This is a genomic window from Cryobacterium sp. TMT1-62, from assembly GCF_004403145.1.
GTDB classification, from domain to species: Bacteria; Actinomycetota; Actinomycetes; order Actinomycetales; family Microbacteriaceae; genus Cryobacterium; species Cryobacterium sandaracinum.
Map to the genome: position 1 here is coordinate 42,170 of NZ_SOGZ01000046.1, position 14,611 is coordinate 56,780.

Below are 14,611 nucleotides of genomic sequence, written 5' to 3' on the forward strand. Positions count from 1 at the left end.
GGGTTGGGGAGGGGCCGGCTGAGTGAGTCCGGATCGATCGGTTGCATCGCTCACAGCGTCGAACGAATTCGACGGAGAATCTCGTTTAAGACTGCTTTTGCAAAGTATTTCGGGCTGTTTTGGGCAAAATCTCCGTCGAATTCGTTCGGGTCGATCGCGTCCGCATCGGCGGCGGCTCGGCGGCGGCTCGGCGGCGGCTCGGCGGCGGCTCGGCGCGGCACCGGCACCGGCACCGGGCATAACCGCCTCGGAACACTCCAATCCGCGGACCTTCAGCGCCCACGGTCATTGGGCACACTCATCTGGCCGGAGAGGGGTCAGTTGGTGAGGGACTAATTGAGGATGAAGAACTGGTCCGCGATCTCGACCCGGGAACCACGCGGCACCAGATAGCGCCGGCCGGGTTCGCAGCGCACCGCCACCGCATCCGGGCGACGGATGATGGTGCCATTGCCCGAGTACCGGTCACTGACCCAGAACTCGCCGTCGTACTGGCCGAACTCGAGGTGGCTCTTCGACACCGAACGGCCGAGGTCGTTGATCTGCACCAGGATGTCGACGCGTTCGGTCGGCTGGGGCAGCGGCCGGCGACCGATCAGGCCGGTGCCGAGGGCCGAGATCGTCTCCCCCGTGCTGAACTGGAGCACGAACAGGGACGCGGTAGGGGCGGGGGCCGGGGCGGGTTCCGGAGCCTGGAGCGGCACTGGGCCGGGAGCCTCGACCGGGGCGGACACGACCGGCACCTCGACCGGAGCCGACACGACCGGCACCACGACCGGCACCGACACAACCGGCACCACGACCGGCACCGACTCGACCGGAGCCGACACGACCGGCACCACGACCGGCACCGACACGACCGGCACCGAGATCACGGAGCGCCGACGGAGCGGCAGGATGACCGTTGTGTCGCTGGGCCGCGGGTCCGGTCGCTTCCGGGTTAGCGGAGTGGCCGTGCTCGAGCTGCCGCATTCGCCGCAGAACATGGCGCCGACGGGAAGCTGCGCACCGCAGATCAGACAGTTCATGGGCGGGCTCCTCCCGGTGCAGGGCCGTTCCCGCTCGGGGCAGATCGGCGAACGGATGCCCCTCCAGCGTACCGACCCAGCGAACGCAACGACACGAGGGCCCGAAGCCGGTCGGTGCGCCTGCTCCCCGCGTTGAGCGAGCGACGCAGGTCGGTGACCGCGGTCCACACGTCCTCGGCGGCGGCATTGCCCGGCCGTTCCGGGGAGAACACGGCACGGTCAACGGCGACGGCCAGTGTCAGAGGTTCCGCTCCCGGCACCAGCGCGGCCACTTCCGTGCGGGTGGCCCCCACCGGAACATCGATGCCATGGTCCACGGCGGCGTCGGTGAATTCTCGCCAGCCGCCCCGAATCCGGTCGAGCGGTGTGGACCGGGTGCGGCGCAGTTGCCGCCTGCGTGCTTTGGCCAGGGCGATCAGCAGGAGGGGCGAGATCAGTACGCCGAGACCGAGGAGCGTCCAGGCGGCGATGGTCGCCGCGGCGAGCAGGAAGACCAGCAGCGGGTTGAGCGGTTCCGGCGGGTCGTCGCTGGTGCTCTCCGGCGGGGCCGGCTCGCGCAGTTCCACCGGGTCGGGGAGGGCCGGGGGCACAACCGACTGCGGCCGGGAAACAACCGACGGGTCATCGGGGGCCCGAGCCGGGATGTCCCGCACGGCCGGGTTCGGATCGATCGTGGCCCAGCCCTCGGTAGAGGAAACCTCAATCCACGCCGAGATGTCGGAACCGACGACGGGGACCGCCTCGGCCCCGGCGGCGGCCTCGGCGCCGGCGGCCGCCTGCGGCACGAAGCCGATGACGACCCGGGCCGGGAAGCCGAGCCGGCGCGCCATCAGGGCCGCGGCCACGGCGTACTGCTCGGCGTCGCCGAGCATGGGCTGGTCGGTGAACAGCTCGCTGATGCGGTCGGCGCCGTGCCCGGACCGGCTCGCCGGTTCGTCCGGAAGGATGCCGTGGCTGATGTAACCATCCGTTTTCAGGCCGTCGAGCATGGCCTGCAGCTGCACACCGGGCGGGTCGCCGGCTTGCACGTAGCGGGCGAGCGTCTGTTCGACCTCGTCCGGCAGAACAGCGGGCACAGGCAGCACGGCGCTGCCGGGTCGCAGGTCGGCCAGGCTGTCCGGTGACCGCGGGATGACGCCCACGCTCTGGTAACCATCGCCCCGGACCAGCCCGGTGAGCACCGCGGCCGTGCCGCTGTTGTCGTTGTAATAGAAGGAGTCGGAGCGCAGGATCCGGGTGGGGCCGTTGAACGTGATGCGTTCGAGCTGGCCGGCGCCGGGCACCCAGACGCCGGTGTAGCCCTCGACGGTCACCGTGAGGGTGGCCGGGTCGCCGTCGACCAGGGACTGGTCGAGACGGTCCGGCAGCCGGGTGAAGGAGCCGGACGCGCTGCTGACCTGGTCGCTGCCGACCGAGTAGACGATCCCGTCGTAGCTGTCCAGGGTGGCCAAGCGGAGGCGGCCGCCGCTCGGGAGGCCGGTCACCTCGAGGAGCACCGCATCCGCCCGCCCGGCCTGCAGGTAACCGCGGAATTCGCTCAGCGGGCTCGGGTAGGCCCGAGGGTCGAACGGCTGCTGCACCCGAGCGCGCAGCACGTCGCGCGGCACGTCGGCCGGCAGCACGACCGCGGCCCCGGTTCCCGCGGCGATCGCCACCGCCACGATCACGGCTGCGCTGACCAGCCCGCGGGCCGCCGCGAGCCGCCGGTCGGACGACGACGCCGTGCTGCGGCGGGATTGCTGCAGGGCGAGCCGCACGCCGGAACGGCGGCGCATCCAGCGAAACCAGAGCAGCCAGAACAAGAGCACGACAAAGAGGCCGAGACCGGTTCCGATCGGCATGGTCGCGACCGTCGGGCCCAGCACGATGCCGCTGACGAACAGGATGGCGGGGGCCAGTGTGCCGAGCTCGCCGACCGGGGCGCGGAGGGCGACCGACAGCCCGATCACGGTGCTGAGCAGCACCAGAATGAAGGCGGGCACGAGCAGCGCCTGATAGGAACCGACCGGAAGCACGATGGTGACGAGCTGTTTCCAGCTCAGCGCGGTCGCGGCGAGCAGGTCGAGCAGGCCGTCCGGGGTGGGCAGGATGCCGCGCACCGCCCGACCAGGAACGGCCAGTGGCACCCCGGCGAGTAGGTAGACCCCCACGGTGGAAAGCGCCACCAGCCAGGTGCCCCAGCGGAACAGCGCCCCCAGTATGGCGACGACGGTACCCAGCCCGAAGGTGACGCCGACCAGCACGATGAACTCGCGGCTCTGATAGACCGGCCAGAGCGAGGCGCTCGCGATCAGGGTCGCCAGGAGCAGCCCGACGGTGTTGCCGACGATGAAGCGCCAGTCCAGACGGATGCCGCGGACCGCCATGCCGCCTCGGCGCGCGCCTCCGCTCCTCACCCACCGCGCGCTCATGCCGCCTTCGTTCGGGCGAGACTGTGCTGCAGGTCGTCGAGGTAGCCGATGGTGAGCACGCTCAACTCGGCCACGCGGCGGAGGCTGGGGACGGTCTCCGGGGCGCAGATCACGGCGACCACGTCGACGCCGGCCGGAAAACGGCTGGCGGCCGTGCGCACCTGCGTGAGGGTGGTGGCCGACCCGCACACCAGGAAGGCCACCGAGATGCCGGCCACGGTGTCCGCTGCGGCCCTGGCCAGCTCGCTGACCGGCAGGGCGGCCAGGGAGCGTTCCACGCCGCTGAGATCGTCGAGCAGCCGGGTGCGGGTGAGGGTGCTCAGCGGACGGAGTCCCGGCATCCGTCGTCGGCTGGAGTCCGGCGGCACCGCACTGGCGACAACGGAGACCGTGCGCGCGTCGCGGATGGCCCGCACCCCCAGGCTGCCGGCGACGCTGACGGCCATCTCGAATTCGTCCTCGCCGGCATAGTCGGACTGCGCCAGGCTGAGAGCGACCATGAGGTGGCTGCGGCGGGATTCCTCGAACTGGCGCACCATGTAGCGGCCGGTCTTCGCGGTGCTCTTCCAGTGGATGGTGCGCCGCTCATCCCCGGGCACGTATTCGCGCAGCGCGTGGAACGAGACGTCGCTGTTGGTCAGGTCACGGGTGGGATTGCCCTCAAGGTCGCGGATGAAGCCCGTGCTCATGCTCGGGATCGAGACCGTGCGCGGGTGCACGAACAGCGAGACCTGTTCGGCCCAGACGATCTCCCGGCGCAGTAGCCCGATCGGGTCGGCGCGCGCCGTCCGCACCGGACCGATCGGCATCACGCCGCGTCTGCGGGTCGGCACGATGAAGACGTCCGAAAAATCCTCACCGCGGGCGAGGCTCGGCATCGAGAATTCGGCCAGCCCGGAGCCGACCCGCACCTCGACGCCCACGCCCGGCAGTCTCCGGCGGGTCGGGTTCCGCACGCTCACCTGGCCGGGCACCCGCTCCCCCACGACCACCCGATCCACGGGCAGGTGCAGGTTGATCTCGAACGCGTTCCGACCGATCAGGAAACAGGATGCCGCCACCAGGAGCACGAGCCCGGCCCAGCCGATCACGATCAGCTCGGTCCAGCCCAGCGCATAGCCGAACAGGAACGAGACCCCCACGACCGCCAGGACGGCCCAGCCGAGCGGGGTGACCACGGACAAGACCGCACGCAGGGCGCCAGCGACACGAGCACCGCATTCCCACCCGAACCGGACTCCCGCCGCGACGAAGTCGGCCAGCCGGCCGTCACCGGAGACTGCGACCGGCAGAGTAGCGGGCGGCGCGGGCGCGAGCAGCGCAGGCGCGGTAGCTGTGCCTGCGCCCGGACCCGGCACGATCTGCGTCACGCAGCCTGCCTGTCGCTGGGCGGCGGAGTCTCGATCAGCACCCGGGCGATCACACTGGAGGCGGTGACACCGTCGAATTCGGCTTCGGGGTCGAGCACGAGCCGGTGCCCGAGCACGGCGTGAGCCAGCTCCTTGATGTCATCGGGCACCACGTAATGGCGGCCGTTCGCGGCGGCGAGGGTCTTCGCGGTGCGGATCAGCGCGAGCGCCCCGCGCACGCTGACGCCCAGACGTACCTCGGAGCTCGTGCGGGTGCCGTCGATCAGTCGCGCCACGTAATCGTTGATGGTGGCGTCGACGTAGACGGTGCGGGCCAGGGCGGCGAGTTCGACGACGGTCGCCGCGGACACCACCGGAGGCACGGTCACCTCGTGCGCGCGCTGCCCGGCACCTTCGAGGATGCGAATGGTCGAGGCGTGGTCCGGGTAGCCGATGGAGGCCTTCATGATGAATCGGTCCAACTGCGCCTCGGGTAGCCGGTATGTGCCGGCCTGCTCGATCGGGTTCTGGGTGGCGATCACCATGAACGGGGCCGCCACCGGGTGGGTGACGCCGTCGGCGGTGATCTGACCCTCCTCCATCACCTCGAGCAGCGCGGCCTGGGTCTTCGGGCTGGCCCGGTTGATCTCGTCGGCCAGAACGATGTTGGCGAAGACCGGCCCGCGGTGGAATTCGAACGCCCCGCTGCGCTGGTCGTAGATGCTCACCCCGGTGATGTCGCCCGGCAGCAGGTCGGGGGTGAACTGCACCCGGTTGCTGGTACCGCGCACGCTCTGTGCGATGGCGCGCGCGAGCGAGGTCTTGCCGGTGCCGGGCACATCCTCGAGCAGCAGGTGTCCGCCGCTGAGAAGCGCGGTGAACGACATCCGGATGACGTGGTGCTTGCCCAGCAGCACCTGCTCGACCCCGGTCACCAGTCGGTCGAAAACGTCGGCGAACTGGGCCGCCTGCTCCGCGGTCATCGTCATGGGGTGATCACTTTCGTTGGTTCACGGCGCATAGGTATAGGTCTGATTATTCACGGTCACCGCCAGAAGCACGGCACCGGCCGGCGGGGGCGGCGCGCCGGTGCCGAACCTGCAGGTGTTCGGGGAGTCGGCATCCCGCGGGGTCACCGTGGCGTCGCCGGGCACCGAGCAGCTGTAGGCGGCGGGAAGGCCGTTGTTCTGAGGCCCATTGGTCCAGCTGATGACTCCGGTGGCCGGGTCGTAGGCAAGCCCGGTCACGGTGAAGCTGACGGAGGCCTCGGGCGCGGTCAGCGTGCCCGACCACGGCCCGCACGAGCCCCAGTCGGTACAGGCCGAAACCTGATAACGCACGATCTCACCGAACGGGAGACTCAGAAGTTCGCGCGGCCAGCCGGCCCCGCCGAAGACGACCTCGGATCTCGGAACGACCCCGCCGGAGCCGTCGACCGCGCGCAGCCGGTAGTCCCGGATGCCCGCACTCGGGTTGATCCCGTCGACGCGCAAATCCCAAGCATCGCCCCGCGCCGCCATGGTGCTCTGCACATCGGTGACCGGTCCGGGCGCCGGGCGCACGAGAACACTCGCCACCGCCGTCGGGGCACAGCCGCCCTTGTTGTACCCCCAGACGGCGAAGTAGTAGCGGCCGTTGTCCGCGAGGAGGCTGTCGAACACGGTGCTGGTCGCGTCGCCGCCGAGCGCCTTCTGCTGGGCGACGGTGCCGCCCTCTGTCGGTGGCTGAAGCTCCCCCGACGCGGACACCGTGCACGCCTGCGCACCCGTCGGAACCTGATCTTCGCGCAGCCGCTGCACGAAGTAGCCGCCGATGAGGGCGCCGCGGCCGTCGAACCCGTCCCACGTCACGGTCACCGCTCCGGCGGCGTCGGCCGCGCTGGCCGTGATCGCGCCGGCGCGGGCCGGGCCGAACGGCGTCGCACTCCCCACCGCGCTGTTCCAACCGGCCAGGGCCGGGTAGGCGTCGTTGCGGGCGCTGACCGTAAAGGGAGTGTTCACGCCGTTGACGAGGCCCATCACGTCGACGGAGCAGGTTCCCGCCGCGCAACTCGATCCGGAAGCGCTGACCTCCTCCTGGACGGCGCCGTTCCGGGTCACCACATAGCCGCGAATCGCCGTCCCGCCGCCCACCGGGGCAACGGTGTTCCAGCGCAGGCGCAGCCCGCCGTCGAGCGGCTCCGCAACCAGGCCGGTCGGCGCGGTCGGCACCGAGTCGGACCAGACCCGATCGGACAGCACGGTCGCCTCGGACAGCCCGATCCCGTTCTGCGCGGCGACCGACACTCGCAGAGCATTGCCCTGGCCGTTGCCGGGCGTCGCGACCTGGCAGGAGGTCGCTGAGCAGAGCGAGTTGGACAGCACGGCCCCCGACGCGGCGTCGAGGAGGGAAATCTGATACCCGGTGATCGCCGAGTTGTTGAAGGCCCCGGCGTTGAACGAGAAGGACAGGCCCCGATCGAAGAAGCCGATGACGCGCAGGCTGGACACCGGGTCAGGTTTGTCCTGCACCGAGATGCGCACGGTGCCCCAGGCGTAGCGGGCAGGGTCGTTCGTCGCGTCGGCCACCTGGTACTGCAGGGTCAGGTCGGTCGGCGCGGCGTCCGAGGCCACCCGGACCGACAGCCGGCTTCGGTCCGTGCTGGGCGTGATGCTCACCCCGGCCGGAACGGCGCCGCCGTCCAGGCCGCGCACCGCGAGCACGCGCAGCGGCACGGACGGGAAAGGATTGGTGGCGCCGTCGTTCGCGAGCACGTCGACGACGGTCGTGCGACCGCGGGGAGCGACCGCGGCATCCGTCACGGGGATGGCGACGGGTCGCATTGACGCGACCACGCGCAGGTCGACCCGGCCGGCTCGGCCCTCCTGAACGCCGTCGCGCACGCCGATCGTGATCGTGCTCCGCGCGCCCTTCGGGGTAGATTCCGTGGCGCGCAGGGTGAGCGTCTGCCCGTCGAGCGCGTAGCTGAAACCGGTCGGAAGCGGGTCGAGCACGGTGTACGCCAGCTCAGGTTGGTCGTTCGGATACGGGTAACTGGTGAGTCGGGTCAGGTCGATGACCTTCTCCTGGTCGGGCTCGAACTCGAGCACCGCTCCATTGAAACCGGGCGGCTGATTCTCGCGGGGCGTGACCTCGATGGGCAGCACGATGGTCGCCGTGCGCCCATCCGGGTCTTCAGGCCCCGAACCGTCGGTGACCTCAAACGAAATGGACGCCGGCCCGAAGTATTTGTCGGTGCTCGCGAACGCGAGGCTGGTGTCGTTCCGGGCCAGGTCGGCCCCGTCCGAATGCGTCGCCCGCACGAGGCTGCGGTCGGTGAGGCGCACCTTTTTTCCGCCGACCGCGACGACATAGTCGTTGATGTCGATGGAGAGCAGCGCCTCGCTCTGCACGGTCAGCGGCGGGGCACCGCGGCGCACCTGGGGTAGGGCGTCGTCGGTCCCGGGAACCCAGATGAACGCGTAGGACACGATGCTCGCGTCCTCCGGGTGCGTCACCGCGAACGGGATGATCTGGCTGGTCGAGCCCACCGTGACCCGGATGCGCCGGGCCGGCGTCACCTCGGCGATTCCCGAGAAACGCTCGGGCACCGTCAGAGCCAATGCGGTGGCCGGCCCTTCCGCGAAGAAGACGTTGGCCAGCACGTCGACGTCGACGGTCCGGGCCTCGAGCACGTCGGACAGCGGCACGTGAGTGTCGCGTGCATCCGGACGCGAGCGCGGGGCGTCCTCGCGGACCACGACCGTGAGGAAGGTGGAACTCGTTCCGCCCCGCACGTTCTGGATTTCATAGATGAAGCCGTAGCGGCCCGGTGTCACGGGTGAGGTCACGGCCACGGTGTCGCCGTCGACGACGGCGGTGCCCGAGTCGGCCTCGCCGCTCGCCTGGCCGCTCGCCTCCACGCCGGTGATGCTCAGGGTGCCGCCGTCGGGGTCGGAGTCGTTGCCGAGCACCCGCACGGCAATCGTGCTGCCGGGGCGCACCACGACTTCGTCCGGAGTGGCGACCGGGTTGCGGGCACCGTCGAGGCGCGGGCTGATCCCCACCCGAACGGTGCCGACGGCCCGGGCCCCGAGCGCGTCGACCACCGAGTAACTGAACGTGTCCGTGCCGGCCGAGTACTCCCCGGCCGTGTAGTCGAGCGAGTCCACGCCTGTGACCGTGACCGACCCCTTCTCCGGACTGGTCTCCTGGCCGACCAGTTGCACGGAGTCGCCGTCGGGGTCGATGCCGGACAGCGGGATCGGGATGCTCACCGTGTCCCCGGCGAGCACACGGGCCGTCACGGTTTTCGGCACGGGGGCGCTGTTCGAGGTGGGATCGGCTTCCCGCACCGCGATGCTGACCTCGGCGTTCGCGAACTGGCCGTCCGGGGCGTTCACTCGGTAGACGGCGGTGACGTTGCCGGCCGTGTCCGGCGCCAGGAACCGCAGCACCCGGCCCGAGACGAAGAGCAGACCGCCGCCAGCGGGCAGTTCGGTCGCGAGCTCCGGCGCCAGGGTGAGGGTGTCGCCCTCGGGATGCTCGTCATTCGCGAGCACGGGAATGTCGATGGCGTCGCCGACGCGCACGGAGATCGAGTCCGGCACGGCGATCGGGGCCTGCTTTTGGGCCGGCGGCGGGATCTCGATCACGGTCACCGTGCCCGCGGCGTCGGCGAGGCCGTTGCTGACCCGGTAGCCGAACACGGCCGTACCACCCTCGAGGGGTTTGGTCAGGGTCACGCGCAGGATGCGCTGGTCGAGGATCTCGATTCGAAGCCCGCTGTCGGCGGGGACATCCGTGATGCCCGTCACCAGGAGTACCCCACCGGCCGGATCGGAGTCCGTGGCGAGCACGTCCACGAGGGTGGCCTGCTGGCCGCGGATGAATGCGGTGTGCGGCACGGTGACGGGGGCGCTGCTGACGTCGGGCGCGGCCGTCACGTTCACGCGGATGCGGCCGGTGGCGGTGAGTTCGCCATCCGTCACCGCGTACTCGATCTCGTGCACCCCCACCACGCTGCTCTGCAACCGGAAGGTGCCGGCGTCGAAGTCCGCAGTGATGTTCACCTCGGGTTTGGCCGGCACGCTGCTCAGGCGCAGCGGCGCCGATCCACCGCGCACATGCTCCAGCGGCGACACGGTCGCCTCGCTGCCGGCGGTCGCAAGCACCACGAACGCCTCGGCGACGATGGGCACCGAGCCGCTCGGCCGCACCATCACCGAGAGCGCGCCGGCCCCGCCGGCACGGCCGTCGGAGACGGTGAGGCCCACCGTTTTCGCGCCCCCGCCCGCGCCGGCATCCGTGTAGACGACGGACCCGGCCGGCGTGAAGCTGACCTGGTCCGGTGCGGGCGCGGTCGCCGCCGCCAGATAGAACGGGTCGCCGTCCGGGTCGACCCAGTCGCCCAGCACCGCCGTGGTCACCCGTCCATTGGCGCGCACCGTGGTGTTCGTCGTGCGGGCCTGCACGGGTGCGGCGTTCTCCTCGGGGGAGCGCACCGCGACCGTGACCGTCGCCGAGGCGCTCCCGCCGCGCCCGTCGTCGATGATGTAGTCGAAGCTCAGTGATCCGGATGCCTCCGGCGTGAGGGTCAGCTGCACCTGCTGAGTGTCCGCCACGAGCTCGAGCCGCCCGGCCGACTCGGGCACGGGGGTGAGCGCCGAGATCACCAGCACGTCGCCGTTGGGGTCGAAGTCGTTGAGCAGTACGGGCAGGGTGACGGTGCGTCCCGGCCGGCCGCCGAAAGCGTCATCGACAGCGACGGGTGGCACCTGGGACTTCTCGAACTCCGGCGGGGTGTCGTCAGCCGCCTGCTCGACCTGCTGCTGATCGGGGTCGGTGTCGATCAGTTCGGCCCAGTTGTCGATCAGTTCGTTGCCCTGCTGCACTGCCCAGGTCGTGCCGTTGCGGGCGTCGTTCAGCACGAGTCCGGTTCCGTTCCGGCGGAAGGCCAGCCGGGCGTCCCCGGCGACGCCGGACAGGGTGGCGGTGGCGCCGTCGCTTCCGGTGCCGCCCTCCGCGCCGGCCGCCGCGCAGTCGCGCCAGACGGTGCCGTCCGACCAGGCGGCATGGGCGCAGTAGGCGTCCTGTACGGGCGCGGCGGCGTCCCCGCTCCGGCCGGTGACGAGCGGAGTCAGGCGTCCGCCGGCACGGGGCACCGCAATGAGCCCCTCACGGTGGGCGATGAGAACGCGGTCGCCCGTCACGCTCGGCTCCGACAGGACGGGCTCATCCCCGGAACGGATGCTCCCGGACAGGTCTTCAACCCCCTCCGCCTGGAACAGTCGCCGGCTCGAGGCGTTGAGCAGCGCCCACCGGCCGTCGACGCTGGTCAGCTGGTAGCGGTCATCCTTTTCGCCGGCCGTGAGCGTGACCGTACTGGTAATGGTGTCCGCGGTGAGCAGGTCGACCTGGGAGAGTTCCCCCGTCGCCGGCGTGAAGGCGAACAGCACGCCGGCCTCGTCGAGGCTGACCACGGAGCCGGCACCGAAGGCCAGCGTCGGCTCGGTGGTGCTGTCGAACTCGGACAGCTGGCTCGCGGCCACGCTCCAGACGTCGCCGTTCGCGGTGACCACCGCCCGGTCGCCGGCCAAGAAGACCGAAGCAGCGTCCGGCGGCAGGGCCACGCTGTCGGCCACCTCCGCGGTCGCGGGGTCGAGGATGTCGAGGGCGCTGTTGCCACGGTCCAGCACCAGCACGGTGGCGCCCCGTTGCACCACGTCGAGGCTGGTGCTTCCGGCGCTGACCACCGTGTTCAGTTCGAAGACGGCCGTATTCGCTCGCCCGACGACCTGGCGCGCCTCGTTACTCACCCAGACGGCCGCGTCTCCGAGGTCGAGGCGCTGCGCGGTGTATCCACCGGAGGCGATGGCCACGGTGGCAATGACGGCCACGACCACGGTGCCGCTGAGCGCGGTGGCGAAGAGCGAGCGGTGGCGGGCGAGCCAGCGACGGATCACCCGGCGCCGCCGGACGCGCCCGGAAGGCCGGTGTCGACGCATTTTTCCCCGCTCGGAGCGCCGAGCTTGCCGTCCCGGTTGACCGTGACGGTCACACAGACCCGAGATTGTCCCTGCGGGTCGACCCGGAATTCCGTTCCCCGCTGGATGCTGCTCTGACCGCTGCGCAGGGTCACCACGAAGGTGTCGCCGTCCCGGACCCCGGGGTCGGCCCAGCTGAACACGATGGTTCCAGAGCGGAGCGCGCCATCCACATCACTGACCAGAGGGATGTCGGTGCCGGCCTGGGTCACCAGCACGGTCGCCGCCGTGGTCGCGAGTCCCACGATGATCACCGCCGCAGACACGAGTCCCCATACCGTAAGCGTGCGCCTCCGCTTCTTGGGCCGGGTGGTCACAGTGTCCCCCTGCGGGCCGGTGGTCAGCTGCCCTGTACTCAGCAGTGCCGAGGTCGCCGAGCGCGCGCCGAGGCCGGTTGGCGACGCCTTCCGGCGGCGGCGGCCGGCGTAGGCGTCGACTGAGTTGATGCCCGTGATCCGGGTCCGGTCCTCCTGGTCGGCGGGGGCAGCGACGGCCCAGCCGTCCTGCTCCACCTCGAGGGGCGTCTGCGCGAGACCGAGTTCGGCCTCCACCGATTGAAGCTCTCGGATGAGTTCCAGCACGCTCGGCTGCCGCAGTTCCGGCCGCCGCGACATCGAGCGATTCAGGATGGCGCCGAGCCGGGCCGGCACGTCGGCGCGGTCGAGCGGCGGCACGCGGGCCTTGTTGATGCGGGCCATCATCTGGGCCGAACCGTTCTCGGTACCGGCCACTTCGAACGGGGACATACCGGCCAGGAGCGAGTAGAGGGTGGCGCCGAGCGACCACACCTCCGAGGCGACCGACCCGGAGATCTCGCCGAGCAGCACCTCAGGGGCCGACCACGGAATGGAGAGCCCGATGGCGTCGCTCCTCTCGGCCTCGCCGAGGGTGGCAGCGATCCCGAAGTCCGACAGCACCGGGTGCCCATACGCGGTGACCAGGATGTTGGACGGCTTCAGGTCCCGGTGGAGCACCCCGGACCGGTGCGCGGTCTCGACAGCGCTCGCTATCTTCACACCGATCCGCAGGGTATCCGGCACCGAGAGCGGTTCAAAGCGGTAGCGCTGGCTGAGGGTCGAGGAGCAGTACTCCATGACGAGATACGGTCGTCCGTCCGCGGAGACACTCGCCTGGAAAACCGTGAGAATCGACGGATGCGAGCTCAGCTGGGCCATCAGGTTGGCCTCGGCCTGGAATAGCTGGCGCACGTGATCGTTGACGATCTCGGACAGGAGTACCTTGACCGCGACCTGGCGCCTGGGCATGTTCTGCTCGTAGAGGAACACGTCGGCGAAACCGCCGGATCCGAGCGGACGGAGATAGGAGAATCCCGGCAGGTTCGGCGGCGTGGAGGGTAAGCGCCGTGCCATGTCGCCTCCCGGTGTCATCATCAGTGCGGGTCGTGCGTGAGTAGGCGCATATCGACCGGGTGACTCGACAGGCGCTCCCTAATTTTAGGTGTCTCGCTGCCGGACGGGCGGTAGAAAGCTACCCCAACTCTGGGGGTACGACATCGCCGACGGTGATCACGTCGAGCACGATCACCGTGACGTTGTCGCGGCCACCGTTGTCGAGCGCGGCTTCCAAGAGAGCCCTGGCCGCGTCATCCGCCCGCGGGTTGGAGATCAAGAAATGACGGATGCCGTACGCCGTCAGCTCCTTGGTCAGGCCGTCGGAGCAGATCAGGAGCCGCATCCCGGCCTGCAGGGGGCGGATGCGATAGTCGGGCACGGGCGGTTCGTGGAAGCCCACGGCGCGGGTGACGATGTTGCCGTGCGGGTGCACATCCGCTTCGTCCCTGGTGATCCGGCCCGCGTCCACGAGTTCCTGGACCACGGAGTGGTCGGTGGTGACCTGCTCCAGCACGCCGGAGGTGAGCTGGTACACCCGGGAGTCGCCGATGTTGAACACGATCCACTGCGGCTCGCCGGAGACGACGGCCAGCGCGGCGCCCGTCACGGTCGTTCCGGTGCCAAGGTCGGTCACACCCTCGCCCGAGGCCATGTCGACGACGGAACGGCTGAGCGCGTCGTTGATCGCCTCCGCTTCGACGTGGTCCGTTCCGGCGAGCTCGGCCAGCCGGGTCACGACGGCGGCGCTGGCGACGTCGCCGGCGGAGTGACCGCCCATGCCGTCGGCGACCGCGAAGACGGGAATTTCGGCGACGAGGCTGTCTTCGTTGATCTGGCGGCGGTGCCCGGTGTCGGTGATCGCCGCCCAGGCCAGCGTCACGGTTTTCTGCACCGATGGAAGTACGACGATGGAACCGGTTGAGCCTTGACCAATCTGGGTCACGGTTGTGCCTTCCGAAATTGCCGTGCGATTACTGACCGGGCGTGTTGCCGGCTGCGGGGAGGATCTCGATGATATTACCGTCCCCTAAGTGCACCGTCGTACCGGGCAGCACTGCGAGCGATTGGCCGGAATGGAGCCGTTGCCTGCGCCCGCGTGGCGGAGCCACCACGGTGCCGTTCGTGGAACCGAGGTCGGTGACAACGACAGAGCCGCCCTCCTGTCGTATTTCCACGTGGGTTCCGGAGACGGCGGAGGTGGGCGAGGCAACCTCGATCAGCCGCACCGGCGCGGTGGCACTGATGCGCGGCGCTCGCGGTCGGCGACCGAGCCGGCAGGGAAGGTCCAGCGGGATCTCCTCCCCGTTCGGCAGCCGGAACGCAAAGCGAGCCTCGGCGGCCCGGGCCCGTGCGCCGGCCGCAGGCCCGGGCTGCCCGGGCGCCCGGACGTCGGAGATCAGGGTGTCGGCCCCGGCCGGGCGGGCGAGAACGGTGTCGGCGTCCGCC

9 protein-coding genes are annotated in these 14,611 nt (G+C 70.4%); all 9 read right to left on the reverse strand.

Translation table 11 applies throughout. The features are described from left to right. Positions 1-50: 50 nt before the first annotated feature. The gene (locus E3T34_RS13740) at positions 51-233 is read right to left on the reverse strand and encodes a hypothetical protein (RefSeq protein ID WP_134343313.1); all 183 of its coding nucleotides are present in this window, start codon (positions 231-233) and stop codon (positions 51-53) included. A gap of 99 nt (positions 234-332) precedes the next feature. Further along, a complete protein-coding gene (locus tag E3T34_RS15920) occupies positions 333-1,028 on the reverse strand; it encodes an FHA domain-containing protein (protein WP_166785907.1) in 696 nt (231 codons plus the stop codon). Further along, positions 1,025-3,439, reverse strand: a complete 2,415-nt coding sequence (locus tag E3T34_RS13750; protein WP_241977415.1) for a transglutaminase-like domain-containing protein — start codon at positions 3,437-3,439, stop codon at positions 1,025-1,027. The genes E3T34_RS15920 and E3T34_RS13750 overlap by 4 nt, the downstream gene beginning before the upstream one ends. Further along, entirely contained in the window at positions 3,436-4,809 is a 1,374-nt protein-coding gene (locus E3T34_RS13755; protein WP_233191182.1) for a DUF58 domain-containing protein, read from the reverse strand. The genes E3T34_RS13750 and E3T34_RS13755 overlap by 4 nt, the downstream gene beginning before the upstream one ends. Beyond that, a complete protein-coding gene (locus tag E3T34_RS13760) occupies positions 4,806-5,777 on the reverse strand; it encodes a MoxR family ATPase (protein ID WP_104099631.1) in 972 nt (323 codons plus the stop codon). Before E3T34_RS13760 ends, E3T34_RS13755 begins: the two co-directional genes overlap by 4 nt. A gap of 21 nt (positions 5,778-5,798) precedes the next feature. Next, complete coding sequence (locus tag E3T34_RS13765; RefSeq protein WP_134343315.1) at positions 5,799-11,732, reverse strand: Ig-like domain-containing protein; 5,934 nt, start codon at positions 11,730-11,732, stop codon at positions 5,799-5,801. Next, on the reverse strand, positions 11,729-13,183 hold the full coding sequence (locus E3T34_RS13770; RefSeq protein ID WP_134343316.1) for a serine/threonine-protein kinase: 1,455 nt from the start codon (positions 13,181-13,183) through the stop codon (positions 11,729-11,731). Before E3T34_RS13770 ends, E3T34_RS13765 begins: the two co-directional genes overlap by 4 nt. Before the next feature lie 118 nt (positions 13,184-13,301). Then, positions 13,302-14,108, reverse strand: a complete 807-nt coding sequence (locus E3T34_RS13775) for a PP2C family serine/threonine-protein phosphatase (RefSeq protein ID WP_104099634.1) — start codon at positions 14,106-14,108, stop codon at positions 13,302-13,304. Between the two features lie 28 nt (positions 14,109-14,136). Continuing rightward, the coding region (locus E3T34_RS13780) for an FHA domain-containing protein (RefSeq protein ID WP_134343317.1) at positions 14,137-14,611 on the reverse strand (475 nt) is incomplete at its 5' end.